Source organism: Cupriavidus sp. H19C3, from assembly GCF_049393815.1.
Taxonomy (GTDB): domain Bacteria; phylum Pseudomonadota; class Gammaproteobacteria; order Burkholderiales; family Burkholderiaceae; genus Cupriavidus.
Window position 1 is genome coordinate 932,227 of the sequence record NZ_CP184985.1, and the last position, 18,897, is coordinate 951,123.

The window sequence follows — 18,897 nt, forward strand, 5'->3', positions numbered from 1 at the left end:
CGGGTTCAGCGAGAGGATCGGGTGGCCAGGCGTTGGTCCAGCACTTGCGCGCAGGTCATGCGCGCCACGCCGGCGGCTTCCAGGTCGCGCCAGGCGGCCGCGAGCGAGCCGTCGAGATCGATCGCGCGGCAGGCGTCCTCGATCACCACGGCGTCGAAGCCGGCGGCGCGCGCATCGAGCGCGCTCCATGCCACGCAGAAGTCGGTCGCCAGCCCGGCCAGGTAGATCCGCCGTACACCATGCTCGCGCAGGTAGCCGGCCAGCCCCGTCGGGGTGATGCGGTCGGCCTCGAGAAACGCGGAATAGCTGTCGACGCCGGCATGGTGCCCCTTGCGCAGGGTCAGCCGCGCATGCGGCACGCGCAGGCCCGCATGCAGCGCGGCGCCGTGCGTCTCCTGCACGCAGTGGTCGGGCCACATCACCTGTTCGCCATAGGCCAGCGTGCGGGTCTCGAACGGCCGCGCGCCGGGGTGGTTCGACGCAAACGACGCGTGTCCGGCCGGGTGCCAGTCCTGCGTGAGCACCACATGCCCGAAGGCCGGCGCGAGCCGGTTGATCACGGATACCACGTCATCGCCATGCGGCACGGCCAGCGCGCCGCCGGGCATGAAGTCGTACTGGACATCGACCACCAGCAGGCAGTCCTGTGCGTCGCTGTGCATGGACCCTCGATCCTCTTGCATCGGTAGGATGGGCCGGCCTCAGCCGTTGAAGCCCTTGCCTTCTTCGGCGAGCTTCTTCAGCAGCGGCGCAGGCTGCCACGCCTCGCCGTGGTAACCCTTGGCATAGCGGTTCATGGACTGCAGCACGTTGAACAACCCCACCTGGTCGGCATACAGCATCGGGCCGCCGCGGAACAGCGGGAAGCCGTAGCCCGTGAGGTACACCATGTCGATGTCCGAGGCCTTCGAGGCGATACCCTCCTCCAGGATCCTGGCGCCTTCGTTCACCAGCGCGAACACCAGGCGCTCGACGATCTCCTCGTCGGAGATCTTGCGACGGGCGATGCCAAGCGACTTCGAATGCTCGACGATCATGTCGTTGACCTGCTGGTTGGGGTACGGCTTGCGGTCGCCCGCCTTGTAGTCGTACCAGCCGGCGCCGGTCTTCTGGCCAAAGCGGCCCATCTCGCACAGCTTGTCGGCCGTCTTCGAGTACTGGATATCCGGCTTTTCCACCGCGCGGCGCTTGCGGATGGCCCAGCCGATATCGTTGCCGGCCAGGTCGCCCATGCGGAACGGACCCATGGCAAAGCCGAACTTCTCGATTGCCTTGTCCACCTGCTCGGGCAACGCGCCTTCGTCGAGCAGGTAGCCGGCCTGGCGGCTGTACTGCTCGATCATGCGGTTGCCGATAAAGCCGTCGCACACGCCCGATACCACGGCGGTCTTCTTGATCTTTTTAGCCACCTGCATCACCGTGGCCAGCACATCCTTGCCGGTTTCCTTGCCCCGCACGACTTCCAGCAGCTTCATCACGTTGGCCGGGCTGAAGAAATGCATGCCGACCACGTCCTGCGGACGCGCGGTAAAGGCGGCGATCTTGTCGACATTGAGCGTGGAGGTATTCGAGGCCAGGATCGCGCCCGGCTTCATCACCTCGTCGAGCTTGCGGAACACGGTTTCCTTGACGCCCATCTCCTCGAACACGGCCTCGATCACGAGATCGGCATCCTTGATGTCGTCATAGGAGAGCGTCGTCGTCAGCAAGCCCATGCGCTGGTCCACTTTCTCCTGCGTGAGCTTGCCCTTTCTGGCGCTGTTGTCGTAGTTCTTGCGAATCGTCGCCACGCCGCGGTCGATGGCTTCCTGCTTCATCTCCAGCATGGTGACCGGAATGCCGGCGTTGAGGAAGTTCATCGTGATGCCGCCGCCCATGGTGCCGGCGCCGATCACGGCCACCTTCTCGATCTTGCGCGTCGGCGTGCCGTCCGGCACATCGGGAATCTTGCTGGCGGCGCGTTCGCCGAAGAACGCATGGCGCAGCGCGCGCGATTCGGGCGTGCCCACCAGGTACATGAAGCCCTCGCGCTCGGCCTTGAGGCCGGCCTCGAATGGCTTCAGCGAAGCAGCCACGGCATCGACGCAGCGTACCGGCGCCGGGAAGTTCTTCGCCACGGCTTCCACCGTATTGCGCGCAAAGGCGAGGAAACCTTCGGCATTCTCGTGGCGTACCTTGAGATCGCGTACCTTCGGATACGGGCCCGGTGCGGCGGCCACCTTCAGCGCAAACCTGATGGCGGCGGGCAGTACGTCGCCGTCGACGATCTCGTCGAACAGTTTCGAGCCGGCAAACTTCTCGGACAGGACCGGCGTGCCGGTCACGATCATGTTGAGCGCATGCTCCAGGCCGATCAGGCGCGGCAGTCGCTGCGTGCCGCCGGCGCCCGGCAGCAGGCCGAGCTTGACTTCGGGCAGCGCGATCTGGGCGCCCTTGGCGGCGACGCGGTAGTTGCAGCCGAGCGCCAGTTCGAGCCCGCCGCCCATGGCCACGGAGTGGATCGCCGCGACCACCGGCTTGGCGGAGGCTTCCACCGCGCGGATCACCGAATGCAGCGTCGGCTCCTGGGTCGCCTTCGGCGTATTGAATTCACGGATATCGGCGCCGCCCGAGAACGCCTTGCCAGCCCCGGTAATGACGACGGCCTTGACGGCGGCATCGTCCAGCGCACGGGTCAAGCCTTCGACGATGCCAAGCCGGGTACTGTGGCCGAGGCCATTGACAGGTGGATTGTCGAGCGTGATGACGGCAACGCCGTCCTGAACCTGATACTGCGCTGTCATGCTGGTTCCTTTGGGATAAGTTGTCTCGGGATTCGAATTCTCGAATGATGTGTGCTGCCCGGACCGTCTGTCGGCGCCGCGCTCGCCGGCGGCTGCCCGTCGCCGGATACCACGGGCGGGCGCGATGACGGTCTCTGTTCTGTGTTCCGTGTTCTTCCCTTGCCGCACCTGGCCTGGGAGGCCATGAGCGGGACAAGCATACACAAAATAGCACGGTCGTTCAATTTCATTTTGGACGCACAGATCCGCGCCATGCGGGCGCTTCATGCCGGCCTTCCGTGCCATGCATGGTGAGCCCCGGCCCTGGCCCCGACTGTCCGGGTCGACCCCAAGGAAATCCGCCGATGGCGGCGGCATCTCTCGCTGCTCGCCGCAAGCTTGCCATTGCGCTCGCGGCTACACCTCGAGCCACTCCTTGCGGATCTGGGCGTCGGCCTTGAGTTCGGCGGGGGTCCCTTCGAACACGATGTGGCCGTGGCCCATGACGTAGACGCGCTGGGAGATGTCGAGCGCGATGGCGAGTTTCTGTTCGATCAGCAGCACGGAGACGCCGCGTGCCTTGAGGGTCTTGAGGAAGTCCGCGACCAGGGCGACGATCATCGGGGCGAGGCCTTCGGTGGGTTCGTCGATCAGGACCAGGTCGGGGTCGCCCATCAGCGTGCGGCACAGCGTAAGCATCTGCTGTTCACCGCCCGACAGCACGCCGGCGGCCGTCTCGGCGCGCTCGCGCAGGCGCGGAAACATGTCGAACATGTCGTCCATGCGCCAGCGTGGCGTGGCCTGGCGCGGGTTGCGCTTCTCGCCCAGCTGCAGGTTCTGGCGCACCGTCAGCGTGGGAAAGATGTCGCGGTTCTCGGGAACATAGCCGATCCCGCGATGGGCGATCTCGAACGTGCGCAGGCCCAGCAGGTCTTGCCCGCGCAAGCGCACGGCGCCCTCGGCGCGCACCATGCCGAGGATCGCCTTGGCCATGGTCGAGCGTCCCACGCCGTTGCGCCCCAGCAGCGCCACGATCTCGCCTTCGTCGATATGCAGGTCCACGCCATGCAGGATATGGCTCTTGCCGTAGTACGCATGCAGCTTGCTGACGTCGAGCATCCGTTGAGCCATCAGTGCACCCCCGGGGCGTCGTCGAGCGTGGTACCGAGGTACGCCTCCTTGACCTTGGCGTTACCGCGAATGGCCGCCGGGGTATCGGTGGCGATCACCTCGCCATAGACCAGCACCGAAATGCGGTCGGCCAGGCCAAACACCACGCTCATGTCGTGCTCCACCATCACCAGCGTCTTGCCAGCCGTCACCTTGCGGATCAGCTCCACCGCATGGTCCGACTCCGATCGGCTCATGCCCGCCGTCGGCTCGTCGAGCAGGATTACCTCGGCACCGCCCGCGATGGTGATGCCGATCTCCAGCGCACGCTGTTCCGCGTAGGTCAACAGTCCGGCCTGGGTATGGCGGCGATGGGTCATGCCGATCAGCTCCAGCACCTCCTCGGCCCGCTCGCGCGCATCGCGCAATGCCGACAGCCGGTGCCAGAACGAATAGCGGTAGCCCAGCGACCACAGCACCGCGCAGCGCAGGTTCTCGAACACCGACAGCCGGTGAAAGATATTGGTGATCTGAAAGCTGCGCGAGAGCCCGAGGCGGTTGATCTCGAACGGCCGCAGCCCGCCGATATCGCGCCCGTTGAGCCGCACCGAGCCCGAGCTCGGCGCAAAGCGGCCCGACATCAGGTTGAACGTGGTCGACTTGCCCGCTCCGTTGGGTCCGATCATGGCATGACGTTCGCCACGGGCCACCGCGAGCGTCACGCCGCGGATGATTTCGGTCTGGCCGAACCGCTTGCGCACGTCGGTCAACTCCAGCGCCGGCACGTTTGCGCTCATACGCTTCCTCCCGTTTCCGCCTGTATCCGGTCAAGCTGCGCGCGCACCCGCGCCGCCGCCCACCGCCATGCCACCGCGCCCACCGCCCACAGCACCGCCGCCACCACCCAGGGCACCGGCGTACCCGCATCGAAGCCGATCCCGGCCAGCGACATGGCGGTGCCATTGGCACTGTCGACCTGCACCTTGTAGACCATCTCCACGGTCAGGATCAGCGCCGCGAGCAACACCAGCGCCGCCAGCGTGCCCTGCCCGTACGACGGCAGCATCTGCCGGAAGCGCCGCGCCGCGATCAGCGGCACCTGCCGCAACAGCAGACTGGCGATGCCGCCGGGCACGAACATCACCATCAGCACGAAGAACAGCCCGAGGTAGAGCAGCCACGCCTTGGTCAGGTCCGACAGCGCCACCGCGAACAGCATGAACACGATCGCGCCGATCACCGGCCCGAAGAACACACCCGCCCCGCCGATAAACGCCGCCAGCAGCACGCCGCCGGACCGTACCGCGCTGACGTTCTCGGCCGACACGATCTCGAAGTTGATGGCCGACAGCGCGCCGGAAATCCCCGCGAAGAACGCCGACAGGATCAGCACCAGGTAGCGCACCCGCTGCGTGTTGTAGCCGATGAATTCCACACGCTCGGGGTTGTCGCGCACCGCGTTGGCAATGCGTCCGAGCGGCGTCTGCGTCCACGCATACATCGCCGCCATCGACACCAGGCACCACGCGGCGATCAGGTAGTACACCTGCCGTCCCGGGCCGAAGGTGATGCCGAGGAACGATTCGCCGACCACACGATTGGTGGAAATGCCACCCTCGCCGCCAAAGAAATCGGGAAACATGAGCGAGCTGGCAAATACCATCTCGCCGATGCCCATGGTGATCATGGCAAAGGTGGTACCGGACTTCTTCGTGGTCACATAGCCGAACAGCACCCCGAAGAACGCACCGGCCAGTCCGCCCACGAGCGGCAGCAGCGAGACCGGAAACCACACCTTGCCGGCCCCGATCATGTTCAGCACATGCACCGCGATAAACGCGCCCAGCCCCGAATACACCGCGTGTCCGAACGACAGCATGCCGGTCTGCCCGAGCAGCATGTTGTACGACAGCGCGAAAATGATCATGATCCCCATCTGGGACAGCAGCGTCACGGCGAAGCCACCGGAGAACACCAGCGGCAGGATCGCCATCAGCAGCGCCGTCATGCCCCAGATCAGCCAGCGCGCGAGGTTGAATGGCCGGTAGCGCAGGGTGCGCCCGGTCACCGCGCGCGCCGTGGTAGGCTGCGGAGTGGACTGCGGGGTGGACTGCGGAGTGGACTGCGGGGTGGGTTCCGAGGTGGGCTCCATGGTGGCCTCCGGCGTGGGCTCGGTGGTGGGCTCAGGGGTGGGCGGCAAGGTCGTGGACGCCATCGCTCAGCTCTCCCGGGTACCCATCAGCCCACGCGGGCGGACGATCAGCATCACCACCAGCAGCAGGTACGGCAGCACCGGCGCCACCTGCGACACCGTCAGTTGCCACAGCGAACTGAGTGGCGTGGCGTCCGTTACCGTCAGCCCGAGACCGCCGAACAGGCTGGCCAGCGAGGCGTCGATGGTGACCGCAAAGGTCTGCAGCACGCCGATCAGGACCGACGCGATAAACGCGCCCACCAGCGAGCCCATGCCACCCACCACCGCCACCACGAAGACGATGGAGCCCACCGCCGCCGCCATCGACGGCTCGGTGACAAACGCATTGCCGCCGATCACCCCGGCCAGCCCGGCCAGCGCGGCCCCGCCGCCGAACACCAGCATGAACACGCGCGGCACGTTGTGACCCAGCGCCTCCACCATCTCCGGATGGGTCAGCGCGGCCTGGATGACGAGCCCGATCCGCGTGCGCGTCAGCACCAGATAGATTGCCACCAGCATGCCGAGCGACACCAGCATCATGAAGGCGCGATACTTGGGAAACGACGAGGTGAACACCGTGAACAGCGGCCCGTCGAGCTCGGGTGGAATCCGGTATGGCACCGCGGCCAGCCCCCATACGAGCTTGACGCCCTCCTCGATCAGGTAGGCCAGGCCAAAGGTGAACAGCAACTCGGCCACATGGCCGTACTTGTGCACGGTGCGCAGCCCGAAGCGTTCCACCAGCGCGCCGGCACCGGCCACCAGCACCGGGGCCAGGATCAACGCCGGCCAGAAGCCCACCTTGGCCGCGATGGTGTAGGCGAAGTACGCGCCGAGCATGTAGAAGCTCGCGTGCGCAAAGTTGAGCACGCCCATCATGCTGAAGATCAGCGTGAGCCCCGATGACAGCATGAACAGCAGCAGACCGTAGCTGATGCCGTTCAACAGCGAAATGACGAAGAATTCCACCGCGATGTCCTGGTGTGAGGTCGTGACCGTGCTGCCGGTCCGCCCCCGACTTCATGGATCGATGCCGGCCGGCGTGCGAGCACGCCGGCGCGCGGGGCGGACCCCAAGCGGTAACGCCGCGCTCAGCCGCCCGGACGCTTCATCTGGCACGAGGTCGGCTGAGCCGCCACGTACTGGTCCAGCACGGCGTTGGTTTTCCAGCCATAGCCGGTGTTTTCCTGGTCGTAGCGGACATCCTTGCCGTTGACCTTGGTCCACGTCGCCACCACCAGCGGCTGCTGCGCCTGGTGGTCGCTGGCGCGCATCTCCACCGTGCCGTTCATGCTGTCGACCTTCATGCCGCCGAGCGCCTGCGCCACCTTGACCGGGTCGGTCGAATTGGTGTCCTTCATGGCCTTGGCCAGCATCGCGATGCCCGTGTACGACGCCACCACGTAGAAATCGTCGTTGTACTTCTTCTTGAACCCGTCGATGACCTCGGAGCCCTTGAAGCCATTGTTGTTGGCGTTGTAGTAACCGACGTAGCGCACCCGCTCGGCGCCGGCCGCGCCCATCGCCGTCGGCACGCCCGTGGTGGTCGCGTAGTACGTATAGAAGTTGGTGGTCAGACCGGCGTCCTTGGCCGCCTTGACCAGCAGCGCAAGATCGCTGCCCCAGTTGCCGGTGATCACCGTATCGGCACCGGACGCCTTGATCTTGGCCGCATACGGCGCAAAGTCCTTGACCTGCGCGAGCGGGTGCAGGTCGTCGCCGACGATCTGGATATCGGGCCGCTTGCGCTTGAGGTAGTCCTTGGCGGCGCGCGCCACCTGATGCCCGAACGAATAATTCTGGTTGATCAGGTAGACCTTCTTGACGTTGGGATCCTTGGCCAGATAGGTGGTCAGCGCCTCCATCTTCATGTCGGAGTTGGCGTCCAGCCGGAAATGCCAGTAGCTGCATTTGCTGTTGGTCATGTCCGGGTCCACCGCCGCATAGTTCAGGTAGACGATTTCCTTGCCCGGATTGCGCTCGTTATGCTTGGCCACCGCATCCTCGAGCGCGAGCCCCACCGAGGAGCCGTTGCCCTGCACGATATAGCGGATGTTCTGGTCCGCCACCTGCTTGAGGATGGTCAGGCTTTCCTGCGGCGACAGCTTGTTGTCGAACCCCACCATCTCGAACTTGTGCGGACCGCCCCAGCCTTTCTGGTTGGCTAGCTCCGCCACGTACTGCCAGCTCTTGAGCTGGTTCTGCCCCACCGGGGCCATCAGCCCCGACAACGGATCGATAAACGCGATCTTCACGGTATCGGCCATCGCCGTGGAAGCCAGCGAGGAACCGAATGCCGCCACCACCGCCATGGCTGCTGCCAGCGGATGCATCTTGGTCATGCCTGTCTCCTTCACTTGTTGTCGTGGGCGGTGCCCCGCGGGGCCGCCTGGAATGGTCCGACCCGCCTCAGGCGGCCGGCAGCCGGTAGTCCCGGAACTGTTCGCGCAGCTTGAGCTTCTGCATCTTGCCGGTCGCGGTCAGCGGGATATCGGTGACAAAGGCGACGTCGTCCGGAATCCACCACCTGGCGACCTTGCCCTCGAAAAACTGCAGCAACGCCTCGCGCGAGACATCCATGCCCGCGCGCTTCATCACCACCAGCAGCGGCCGCTCATCCCACTTCGGGTGATGCACGGCGATGCAGGCGGCCATATGTACCGCCGGATGCGCGGCGGCCACATTCTCGATATCGATTGAGGATATCCATTCGCCCCCGGACTTGATCACGTCCTTGCTGCGGTCGGTGATTTGCATGTAGCCGTCTTCATTGATGGTGGCCACATCGCCGGTGGGAAACCAGCCGTCCACATGGGCGCTGGCATCGTTGCGGAAATACCGGTCGATGACCCACGGTCCGCGCACCATCAGGTCGCCGAAGGCCTTGCCGTCCCAGGGCAGCTCGCGCCCCTCGCCATCGACGATCTTCATGTCGACACCAAAGATGACGCGGCCCTGCGTCTCCAGGATCTTGTGGCGCTCTTCCTCCGGCAGCGCGGCATGGCGCGCGAGCAGCTTGCAGGTGGTGCCCAGCGGCGACATTTCCGTCATGCCCCATGCGTGGATCACCTCTACATCGAGGGCCTCCAGCGCGCGAATCATCGCCGGCGGCGCGGCCGAGCCGCCGATTACCGTGCGGCGGAACGACGAGAACGTCAGCCCATTGGCCTGCACGTGTTGCAGCAGGCCAAGCCAGACCGTGGGCACCCCGGCCGAGAACGTCACCTGCTCCTGCTCGAACAACGCGTACAGCGACGCGCCGTCCAGCTTGGGCCCCGGCAGCACCAGCTTGGCGCCGACCAGCGGCACCGAATACGGCAGGCCCCAGGCATTGACGTGGAACATCGGCACCACGGGCAGGATCACGTCGCGCGCCGAACAGCCAAGCGCATCGGGCAGCGCCGATGCGTAGGAATGCAGCACCGTCGAACGGTGCGAATAAAGCGCGCCCTTTGGATGGCCGGTGGTGCCCGAGGTGTAGCACAGGCTCGAGGCCTGGTTCTCGTCGAGTTCGGGCCAGGCGTACGCGCCATCCTGCGCGTCGATCAGGTCCTCGTAGCACAGCAGCGGTATCTTCGGCTCGGCCGGCATGTGGTCCCGGTCCGCCAGCAGGATCCAGCCGCGCACCTGCGGGCACTGCGCGGCGATGCCCTCGACCAGCGGCAGGAACGTGGCATCGAAGCACACGTAACGGTCTTCGGCGTGATTGACGATATAGGCGACCTGTTCCGGAAACAGGCGCGGGTTGATCGTATGGCAAACCGCGCCCATGCCCGACACGCCGTAGTAGATCTCCAGGTGCCGGTAGCCGTTCCAGGCCAGCGTGCCGATGCGTTCGCCCTGTTGCACGCCGAGCGCCTGCAGCGCCTGGGCCAGCTTGCGGGCGCGCAGTTCGCAATCGCGGTAGGTATAGCGGTGGAGATCGCCCTCGGTTCGCCGCGACACGATTTCGGTGGAACCGTAATAGCGGGCGGCGTGTTTGATGATCGAAGAAATGAGCAGCGGCGCGCCCATCATTTGACCCATCAATGCCATTGAGTGGTCTCCATAAGGGTCTCCATAAGGGTGTCCGGCAGGATCTCCGTCAGGATCTCCCTCGGCCCCGGCGTTATGTGGGTTGAACAAAAAACGAACAACCGTGCTAATTTTGGACCGACCAATGCAGCGCGTGGCGATGGATCGGCGCGCTGCCACGCACGTTCGCCGGACACGCCAGCGCACTCTCCTTCGCCAGCATGCCGGTCCTGTCATGCATGCCATCGATAGCGGTCATGCTTCGCCACGAACACCGGCGGCAGATCCGGCGCACGGCGCGCCCATGACCGCGACCGATGGACAACCCTTGCCCGACAGGGGAAAACCGGTGCAAGTACAATACTGCGTGACATGTAGCGTCTCAACATGTCGTTTTCCCTAGCCTTCCAAGGCACGCGCGCCCGCACGATCGATGGCATGCGCGCCGACCACTCGCCCCGCCATGCCTCCTTCTCCCGACGCCAGCACGCCCGACCACGCCATGCCGCGCACGCCGTTCGCCGTGCCGTTCACGACTGCCCCCGGTTTTGCCGCGCTTGGCGAACGCTTTTTTGCCCGGCTGCCGCCTACGCCGCTGCCGTCACCGTACCTGGTCAGCGTGGCGCCCGACGCCGCCGCGCTGCTCGGCTGGGATGGCAGCGTGGCGCAGCAGCAGGCCTTTATCGAAACGTTCGGCGGCAATGCCGTGCCCGAGTGGGCCGATCCGCTCGCCTCGGTCTATTCGGGGCATCAGTTCGGCGTATGGGCCGGACAGCTCGGCGACGGCCGCGCGATCCGCCTGGCCGAAGCGCAGACCGCGCGGGGGCCGTGGGAGATCCAGCTCAAGGGCGGCGGGCTGACCACGTACTCCCGCATGGCCGACGGCCGCGCGGTGCTGCGCTCGTCGATTCGCGAATACCTGTGCTCGGAAGCGATGGCGGCACTCGGCGTGCCGACCACGCGCGCGCTCGCCATCGTCGGCTCCGACGCGCCGGTCCGCCGCGAAACCATCGAGACCGCCGCGGTGGTCACGCGCCTCGCGCCGAGCTTCGTGCGTTTCGGCCATTTCGAACATTTCGCCGCGCGCGAGGACCATGCGTCGCTGCGTCAGCTGGCGGACTTCATCATCGACCGCTTCTACCCGGCTTGCCGCGACGAAGCCGAGCCGTACCAGGCGCTGCTGCGCGAAGTCTCGCTGCGCACCGCCGATCTGGTGGCGCACTGGCAGGCGGTGGGCTTTTGCCATGGCGTGATGAATACCGACAACATGTCGATTCTCGGGCTGACCATCGACTACGGCCCGTTCGGCTTTCTCGATGGCTTCGACGCCAATCACATCTGCAACCACACCGACCAGCAGGGCCGCTACGCCTACAGTCAGCAGCCGCAGGTCGCGTACTGGAACCTGCATTGCCTGGCGCAGGCGCTGCTGCCGCTGTGGCGAGCGCCGGTGGCGGCCGGCACCGCAGCGGACGGAGATCCGGCGGCGGCCACGGAGGCGGCCAGGGACGCTGCCGTGGAAGCCGCGCGCGCGGCGCTCGATCCGTTCCGCGACCGCTATGCGGCGGCGTTCTTCCGCCACTACCGTGCCAAGCTCGGCCTGCGCGCCAGCGACGACGGCGATGAAACGCTGCTGACGGACCTGTTCCGCGTCCTGCATGCGCAGCGCGTGGACTACACCCTGTTCTGGCGCAACCTCGCCCATGTGTCGGCGAAGGATGGCGCGACCGATGCGCCCGTGCGCGACCTCTTCCTCGACCGGGCCGCATGGGATGCCTGGGCGGACCGTTATCGCGCGCGCCTGCGCAACGAGCAGTCCGACGATGCCGCGCGTGCGGCGGCGATGCGCGCCGTCAACCCTAAATACGTGCTGCGCAACCATCTGGCCGAAACCGCCATCCGGGCCGCGCGCGAGAAGGACTTCAGCGAAGTGAACCGCCTGCTGGCGGTGCTGTCCCGTCCCTTCGACGAGCAGCCCGAGGCCGAACACGATGCCGCGTTGCCGCCGGACTGGGCGGCCGGGCTCGAGGTGAGCTGTTCCTCGTGACGCGGCGACGCGGCACCACCCTGTAAGGCAAGGTATCCTTCGCACGACTCATGGTGGATGGCGACGATCGCCAGGCCTGACAAGGAAACGACATGACCACGACCAAGACCGACGCCGAGTGGCGCGCCCAACTGTCCGACATCGAGTATCGCGTGACGCGCGAAGCGGCTACCGAGCGTCCGTTCACCGGCAAGTACTGGGACCACTGGGACCAGGGCATCTACCATTGCGTCGGCTGCGGCACGCCGCTGTTCGAATCGTCGACCAAGTTCGATGCCGGCTGCGGCTGGCCGAGCTACTTCCGCCCCATCCATGGCGAGGTCATCGCCGAACACGCCGACCATAGCCACGGCATGGTGCGCGTGGAAGTTCGCTGCAAGGAATGCGGCAGCCACCTGGGCCATGTGTTCGAGGATGGTCCAGCGCCGACCGGTCTGCGCTATTGCATCAACTCGGCTGCGCTAAAATTCGACGATCGCGATCCGGCCGACCGCGCGGGTGATGCCGCCGGCAGTCCGGACGCCAATCCCGATCCACAGCGCTGACCGTCCTGGGCGACCACCCATGGCGCCACGCGCCGCGGATTTCGCGTACCGTGCGGCGCCGCGCCGCCGCACACCCCGCACACCCTTTACCGTCGAGCCACCGCCCGCATGAAATTCCTGTTCGACCTGTTTCCGGTCATCCTGTTCTTTGCCGCCTTCAAGCTGTTCGGCATCTATCCCGCCACCGGCGTGGCGATTGCGGCCACCATCGCCCAGATCGCCTGGGTGCGCGTGCGCCACGGCAAGGTCGAGCCAATGCAGTGGATCAGCCTGCTGATCATCGTCGTGTTCGGCGGGGCCACCATCCTGCTGCATAACGAAACCTTCATCAAATGGAAGCCGACCGTGCTCTACTGGCTGTTCGCGGTCACGCTCATCGCTTCGGCGGTGGGCTGGCGCAAGAATCTGATCCGGGCCATGATGGAAAAGCAGGTCACGCTGCCGGACCCGGTATGGGGCCGCCTCAATGCCGCCTGGGCCGCGTTTTTCGCGGTCATGGGCGTGCTGAACCTGTACGTTGCCTATCAGTTCTCCACCGATACATGGGTCAACTTCAAGCTGTTCGGCAGCATGGGGCTGATGGTGGTGTTCATCGTCGCGCAGAGCATCTGGCTGTCGCGCCATATGCCCGAGCAGGAAAACCGGCCAGACTGAGGGCCGGATCCGATGGCTCGAGGTGCGCGCAGGCTCGCGCCTCTGCTGGCTCTCGTCGCTCACCTATTCTTTCATTACCAGGACTGTTCATGGCAGCCGATCCCGCCCAAATCGAGGCGCTGCTGCGCGCGGCGCTCGCCCCTTCCTTCCTGACCGTGCGCGACGACAGCGCGGCTCATGCCGGACATGCCGGCGCGGCGTCCGGTGGCGGTCATTACGACGTGACGATCGTCAGCGAGCAATTCGCGGGCCAGAGCCGGGTAGCGCGCCATCGCATGGTGTATGATGCGCTGCGCAGCCTGTTCCCGGCGCAGATTCATGCCCTGGCCGTCAGTGCGTTTACGGCCCAGGAATATCAATCGCGCTAGAATCCCGAGTTACGTACGCGGAAGCCTTTCCTACGCAGCACGGGAACGAGCGTAGACCATTGGCAAGCGCAGAACATTCAAATGCGCAGACCATTTGAACGCGCAGACCATTTGAACGCGCAGACCATTTTTCGATGACTGGCGCAACACCCGGTTGCAAGACCACGGGTTGCGCGACACCCTTCAGCCCTTCAGCAACTTCCCCAGCAACTTTCAGATCCTGATTCCATGAAGACCACCGTCCTCTCGTTCAGCCTGGCCGCTGTGCTTGCCGCTGGCAGCCTGCCCGCCTTTGCCCAGAACGCCGCCGTCGTGAATGGCAAGCCCATCCCCTCGGCCAAGCTGGACAAGCTGATCGCCGGCACCGGCCAGCCCTCGAGCCCCGAGCTGCGGGATCGTGCGCGCACCATGCTGATCGATCGGGAACTGCTGTTGCAGGAGGCCAACAAGCGCGGCATCACCCAGCGTGACGACGTCCAGGAACAACTCGAGCAGGCCCGCCTGAACGTGCTGGCCGGCGCGGTCTTCGAAGACTACGTCAAGACCCACGGCGCCAACGACGAGGAACTGCGCAAGCAATACGACAAGATCAAGGCGCAGTTCGGCAACGGCAAGGAATACCATGCCCGCCACATCCTGGTGGAGAAGGAAGCCGATGCCAAGGCGATCATCGCCAAGATCAAGGCAGGCGCCAAGTTCGAGGACATGGCCAAGGCCTCGTCGAAGGACACGGGCTCGGCTGCCAATGGCGGCGACCTCGACTGGGCCAACAGCGGCAGCTACGTGCCGGAATTCTCGGCCGCCATGACCGGCCTGCAGAAGGGCCAGATGACTGATACGCCCGTCAAGACGCAGTTCGGCTGGCACATCATCGAGCTGGTCGATGTGCGCGAGGCCAAGATCCCGTCGTTCGAGGAAGTCAAGCCGCAACTGACGCAGATGCTGATGGGCGACCAGAACTGGCAGCGCGAGCAGTTCCAGGCCATGATGAAGTCGCTGAAGGACAAGGCAAAAATCCAGTAAGGATCGACGCCCGAACGCAAAAAAGGCACCGCGAGGTGCCTTTTTTGCTTTTGCGCCGCTGGTGCGGCCTCGTCCGACCTGAATCGCCCATTTGCACGATGACATCTGACCGACGGCCTCGGTAATATCGGACCACCTGTCACGGAGGCGATACAAGACGATGGCCGCGGCGAGCAGTTACTGGCATATGTGGCACCTCTACTCGCGCGGCATCGTCTATTGCGCGCTGGGAATGCCCAATGTCGAGTGCACGGGCATGCGCTGGCGCAACCTGCACGCACACCTGCCCGTGCGCGACCGCTACGCCCACGCCAAGCTGCTGCAGGCCACCATCGCCTTCATGGAAATCCGCGGCGAGATCGCGGTTCCGCCCGATGCGGACCGCATGCGCCTGCTCTATTCGCGCTACCTGCCCTGGAGCGCCCAGTTCAAGCCCGCCGCCGGTCCAGCGGCACAGGCGTCCCCGGCGTCACCGGCATAGGCGCCCCTCCTCCTGCCTCAGACTACCGCGCCCGCCCCTCCGGGAATGCCCGCATTTGCCCAATCCGTTGTTGACACTCGTCATCGCGTGACCTACAACTTCGTTCACATAACAGAACGATTTTGTAGACAATCCTGTTGCCAATTCGACCAAGGAAGGCGCGACAGGGTCTCAGGAGACGACCATGATGCAAGTGACATCCGCGCCGGGCATCGATACCATCGGCACAGCCCATCCCGAAAGCAACGCCTTGATCAAGCCTGGCTATGACGAGCGGCTTACCAACGAGGACCTGGCGCCACTGCGCAGGCAGACCTGGGGCACCTACAACATCTTCGCGTTCTGGATGTCCGACGTCCACAGCGTGGGCGGCTATATCACCGCGGGCAGCCTGTTCGCGCTCGGGCTGTCGAGCTGGCAGGTGCTCGTCTCGCTGCTGATCGGCATCCTGATCGTCCAGTTCTTCTGCAACCTCGTCGCCAGGCCCAGCCAGGCCACGGGTACGCCTTATCCGGTCATCTGCCGCGCCTCCTTCGGTGTGCTCGGCGCCAATATCCCGGCCATCATCCGCGGCCTGATCGCGGTGGCGTGGTATGGCATCCAGACCTACCTCGCGTCGAGCGCGTTCCTGGTGCTCGCGCTGCACTTCTTCCCCTCGCTCGCACCCTACGCCGACGTCAGGCTGCACGGCTTTGCCGGGCTGTCGACGCTCGGCTGGTGCGCCTTCATGACGCTGTGGGTGTTGCAAGCCCTGGTGTTCTGGACCGGCATGGAGACCATTCGCAAATTCATCGACTGGGCCGGGCCGGCGGTCTACGTGGTGATGATCGCGCTGGCCATCTGGCTGGTGGCCAAGGCCGGCTGGGAAAATGTCAACTTCACGCTGAGCTTTCTCAAATACACCGGCTGGGATGCGGTGCCCGTGATGCTGTCCGCCATCGCGCTGGTGGTGTCGTACTTCTCGGGCCCGATGCTGAACTTCGGCGATTTCTCGCGCTACGCCAAGGACTTCCGTGCCGTGCGCCGCGGCAACTTCTGGGGCCTGCCGGTCAACTTCCTCGGCTTCTCGCTGCTGACCGTCATCACCACCTCGGCCACGCTGCCGGTGTTCGGCAAGCTGATCACCGACCCGGTGGAAACCGTCAGCCATATCGACAGCACGTTTGCGATGCTGCTCGGCGCGTTCACGTTCATGACGGCGACCATCGGCATCAATATCGTCGCCAACTTCGTCTCGCCGGCGTTCGACTTCTCCAACGTGTCGCCCCGGCATATCAGCTGGCGCACCGGCGGCATGATCGCGGCGGTGGCCTCGATCTTCATCACGCCGTGGAACCTGTACAACCACCCGACCATGATCCATTACACGCTCGACGTGCTGGGCGCCTTTATCGGTCCGCTGTTCGGCATCCTGATCGCCGACTACTACCTGGTGCGCCGCCAGCAAGTGAAGGTGGACGACCTCTACACGCTGCGCCAGGGCGGCACCTACTGGTACCGCAAGGGCTACAACCCGGCCGCCGTGGCCACCATGATTCCGGCTGCGATCATTCCGATCCTGTGCGTGGTGGTGCCGGCATGGCAGGGGCTGGCCAACTACAGCTGGTTTATCGGCATGGCGATTGCATTGGTGCTGTACCGCGCCCTCGCGCCGCGCATGATGGCGTCGCACCTGGCGTGAAGCCGCCGCAACCCTGTCCCATACGTCAATCGTCATTGCCATGAAACTGAAGATCATCAACCCCAATACCACGCAGGGCATGACCGACAAGATCGGCCAGTGCGCCCGCGCCGTGGCCGCCAGCGACACCCGCATCGAGGCCGTCAGCCCGCGCATGGGTCCGGCCTCGATCGAAAGCCACTACGACGAGGCCCTGAGCGTACCGGGCATCCTCGACGAAATCCGGCAAGGCGAGCAGGCGCACGTGGACGGCTATGTGATCGCATGTTTCGGCGATCCGGGTCTCTACGCGGCGCGGGAACTGGCGCGCGGACCGGTGATCGGCATTGCCGAGGCGGCGATGCACGCGGCCAGCATGATCGGCACGGGTTTTAGCGTGGTGACCACACTGGGGCGCACCTGCAATATCGCCTGGCACCTGGCCGAGCGCTACGGCATGCAGCGTTTCTGCCGCAACGTGCGCGCCTGCGAGCTGCCCGTGCTCGACCTCGACAAGCCCGGCTCCGACGCGCGCCGCATCGTCACGGACGAATGCCGGCGCGCGCTGGCCGAGGACCGTAGCGACTGCATCGTGCTGGGCTGCGCCGGCATGACCGATCTGTGCGAAGAGATCGCCGACGTGCTGCGCGTGCCGGTGATCGACGGCGTGGCCTGCGCGGTCAAGCTGGCGGAGGCGCTCGTGTCGTTGCGCCTGGCCACCAGCAAACATGGCGACTGGGCGCGGCCGCTGCCCAAGGCCTATACCGGCATGCTGGCGCCCTATGCACTGAATTGCGCTGCACCGAGTTGAGGCGGCGCGCGGCCGCCGTCGCCATTCTTGTGTACGATATGCCCAACTTTTGTCATCATTCCCGTACAGAAACGGGGCATATCGTTCCTTTCATGGCAACCAAGCGCAAAGCGGCCACGGCCCCTGCCCGTACCGCCGATTCAAGCGGGGATTGGTCGCCCGGTACCCGAGCCGGCGCCGCCGCGCACAGCGACGCGGTGGCCGGCAACGGCGGCGGCAACAGCAGCAACAGCGGCGCCAGCGGCCTGGACGCCGCGGCCAGCGAGGCATCGCTCAACGCATCGATCTACCAGGACCTGCTGACGGCCATCATGGAGCACCGGCTGCTGGCCGGCACCAAGCTCGTCGAAGAGCGCCTGTGCGAGGTCACGGGCGCGAGCCGCGCGCGCATCCGCCAGGTTTTTGCGCGCCTGGCGCACGAGAAACTCGTCACGCTCATTCCCAATCGCGGCGCCTTTATCTCGAGCCCGACCGTGGAGGAAGCGCGCCAGGTGTTCCAGGCGCGCCGCATGGTCGAGCGCGAACTGGCCGGCCTGCTGGCCACCCAGGCCACCGCCGCGCAGATCCGCACGCTACGGCGGCATGTGCAGCAGGAAGACGCCGCGCGGGCGCGCAACGACCGCGCCGCGGTGATCCGATTGTCCGGTGCGTTCCATATCGTGCTGGCCGAGCTCGCCGGCAATGCCATTCTCGAGAAGCTGGTGCGCGAAATGGTGTCGCTCACATGCCTGATCATCACGCTGTACGACCGCCCCGGTGCGCCGGCCTGCCCCGAACACGAGCACCGCGACCTGATCGACGCCATCGAGCAGCGCGATGCCGCCCGGGCCGAGGCGCTGATGGCGGACCACCTGCGCCATATCGAGGGGTCGCTCGACCTGACGGCACGAGACAATGGCGCCCCCGACTTTCATAGTATTTTCCATCGCGAATAACCCTTTGCGCGATGCAGCATTGATTGTCTCGGCACGAATCTCCGACGTGGTCTATGCTTTACGTGCCTGCTATCTCTTTTTCAGGAGTTGAAGGATGACCTGGACCACCCCCGCCTATACCGATCTGCGTTTCGGCTTCGAAATCACCATGTATATCGCCAACCGCTGATGGTGGCCGGCCCGCGCGCCGCCTCCATCTGCCTGGCAAGGGCCCGCCCCGAGGCGGGCTTTTTCATGACGGTCCGCGCGGACCGCGCCGGGGTCGATCGGGCCGGGGCCGATGCCGCGCT

Annotated in this window: 18 protein-coding genes; 10 read left to right on the forward strand and 8 right to left on the reverse strand. The window is 65.4% G+C overall.

From position 1 onward, the window contains the following. Positions 1 to 5: 5 nt before the first annotated feature. The 8 genes from pncA to DFLDMN_RS04250 all read right to left on the reverse strand — a co-directional run bounded on the left by pncA (position 6) and on the right by DFLDMN_RS04250 (position 10,104). Entirely contained in the window at positions 6 to 662 is a 657-nt protein-coding gene (gene pncA, locus DFLDMN_RS04215; RefSeq protein WP_423197249.1) for a bifunctional nicotinamidase/pyrazinamidase, read from the reverse strand. Positions 663 to 701: 39 nt separating this feature from the next. After that, positions 702 to 2,783 (reverse strand): 3-hydroxyacyl-CoA dehydrogenase NAD-binding domain-containing protein, encoded by a 2,082-nt coding sequence (locus DFLDMN_RS04220; RefSeq protein ID WP_423197250.1) that lies wholly within the window; start codon positions 2,781 to 2,783, stop codon positions 702 to 704. A gap of 396 nt (positions 2,784 to 3,179) precedes the next feature. Beyond that, positions 3,180 to 3,893, reverse strand: a complete 714-nt coding sequence (locus tag DFLDMN_RS04225) for an ABC transporter ATP-binding protein (protein WP_423197251.1) — start codon at positions 3,891 to 3,893, stop codon at positions 3,180 to 3,182. Then, positions 3,893 to 4,669, reverse strand: coding sequence for an ABC transporter ATP-binding protein (locus tag DFLDMN_RS04230; RefSeq protein ID WP_423197252.1), 777 nt, complete (start codon positions 4,667 to 4,669; stop codon positions 3,893 to 3,895). The genes DFLDMN_RS04225 and DFLDMN_RS04230 overlap by 1 nt, the downstream gene beginning before the upstream one ends. Beyond that, the gene (locus tag DFLDMN_RS04235) at positions 4,666 to 6,024 is read right to left on the reverse strand and encodes an ABC transporter permease subunit (protein WP_423198308.1); all 1,359 of its coding nucleotides are present in this window, start codon (positions 6,022 to 6,024) and stop codon (positions 4,666 to 4,668) included. Before DFLDMN_RS04235 ends, DFLDMN_RS04230 begins: the two co-directional genes overlap by 4 nt. A 66-nt stretch (positions 6,025 to 6,090) precedes the next feature. After that, positions 6,091 to 7,038, reverse strand: coding sequence for a branched-chain amino acid ABC transporter permease (locus DFLDMN_RS04240; RefSeq protein WP_423197253.1), 948 nt, complete (start codon positions 7,036 to 7,038; stop codon positions 6,091 to 6,093). Between the two features lie 122 nt (positions 7,039 to 7,160). Further along, positions 7,161 to 8,411: a branched-chain amino acid ABC transporter substrate-binding protein gene (locus DFLDMN_RS04245; RefSeq protein WP_423197254.1), complete on the reverse strand. Its 1,251-nt coding sequence runs from the start codon at positions 8,409 to 8,411 to the stop codon at positions 7,161 to 7,163. 67 nt (positions 8,412 to 8,478) lie between these two features. Continuing rightward, on the reverse strand, positions 8,479 to 10,104 hold the full coding sequence (locus DFLDMN_RS04250; protein ID WP_423197255.1) for a 3-(methylthio)propionyl-CoA ligase: 1,626 nt from the start codon (positions 10,102 to 10,104) through the stop codon (positions 8,479 to 8,481). Between the two features lie 442 nt (positions 10,105 to 10,546). Between DFLDMN_RS04250 and DFLDMN_RS04255 the strand changes: the two genes are divergently transcribed. The 10 genes from DFLDMN_RS04255 to pqqA all read left to right on the forward strand — a co-directional run bounded on the left by DFLDMN_RS04255 (position 10,547) and on the right by pqqA (position 18,776). After that, positions 10,547 to 12,130 (forward strand): protein adenylyltransferase SelO, encoded by a 1,584-nt coding sequence (locus tag DFLDMN_RS04255; protein ID WP_423197256.1) that lies wholly within the window; start codon positions 10,547 to 10,549, stop codon positions 12,128 to 12,130. Positions 12,131 to 12,222: 92 nt separating this feature from the next. Next, positions 12,223 to 12,675 (forward strand): peptide-methionine (R)-S-oxide reductase MsrB, encoded by a 453-nt coding sequence (gene msrB, locus DFLDMN_RS04260; protein WP_423197257.1) that lies wholly within the window; start codon positions 12,223 to 12,225, stop codon positions 12,673 to 12,675. 108 nt (positions 12,676 to 12,783) lie between these two features. Continuing rightward, on the forward strand, positions 12,784 to 13,329 hold the full coding sequence (locus DFLDMN_RS04265) for a septation protein A (protein WP_423197258.1): 546 nt from the start codon (positions 12,784 to 12,786) through the stop codon (positions 13,327 to 13,329). A gap of 89 nt (positions 13,330 to 13,418) precedes the next feature. Continuing rightward, positions 13,419 to 13,697 carry a BolA family protein gene (locus DFLDMN_RS04270; RefSeq protein ID WP_423197259.1) on the forward strand — a complete coding sequence of 93 codons (279 nt, stop codon included), beginning with the start codon at positions 13,419 to 13,421 and terminating at the stop codon, positions 13,695 to 13,697. 228 nt (positions 13,698 to 13,925) lie between these two features. Beyond that, the gene (locus tag DFLDMN_RS04275; protein WP_423197260.1) at positions 13,926 to 14,720 is read left to right on the forward strand and encodes a peptidylprolyl isomerase; all 795 of its coding nucleotides are present in this window, start codon (positions 13,926 to 13,928) and stop codon (positions 14,718 to 14,720) included. A 187-nt stretch (positions 14,721 to 14,907) separates the two neighbouring features. Beyond that, positions 14,908 to 15,201, forward strand: a complete 294-nt coding sequence (locus tag DFLDMN_RS04280) for a hypothetical protein (protein ID WP_423197261.1) — start codon at positions 14,908 to 14,910, stop codon at positions 15,199 to 15,201. 187 nt (positions 15,202 to 15,388) lie between these two features. Next, positions 15,389 to 16,882: an NCS1 family nucleobase:cation symporter-1 gene (locus tag DFLDMN_RS04285; protein ID WP_423198309.1), complete on the forward strand. Its 1,494-nt coding sequence runs from the start codon at positions 15,389 to 15,391 to the stop codon at positions 16,880 to 16,882. A 40-nt stretch (positions 16,883 to 16,922) separates the two neighbouring features. Next, the gene (locus DFLDMN_RS04290; protein ID WP_423197262.1) at positions 16,923 to 17,672 is read left to right on the forward strand and encodes an aspartate/glutamate racemase family protein; all 750 of its coding nucleotides are present in this window, start codon (positions 16,923 to 16,925) and stop codon (positions 17,670 to 17,672) included. Positions 17,673 to 17,764: 92 nt separating this feature from the next. Further along, entirely contained in the window at positions 17,765 to 18,607 is an 843-nt protein-coding gene (locus tag DFLDMN_RS04295; RefSeq protein ID WP_423197263.1) for a GntR family transcriptional regulator, read from the forward strand. Between the two features lie 94 nt (positions 18,608 to 18,701). Continuing rightward, entirely contained in the window at positions 18,702 to 18,776 is a 75-nt protein-coding gene (pqqA, locus tag DFLDMN_RS04300) for a pyrroloquinoline quinone precursor peptide PqqA (protein WP_109582639.1), read from the forward strand. The last annotated feature ends 121 nt before the right edge of the window (positions 18,777 to 18,897 follow it).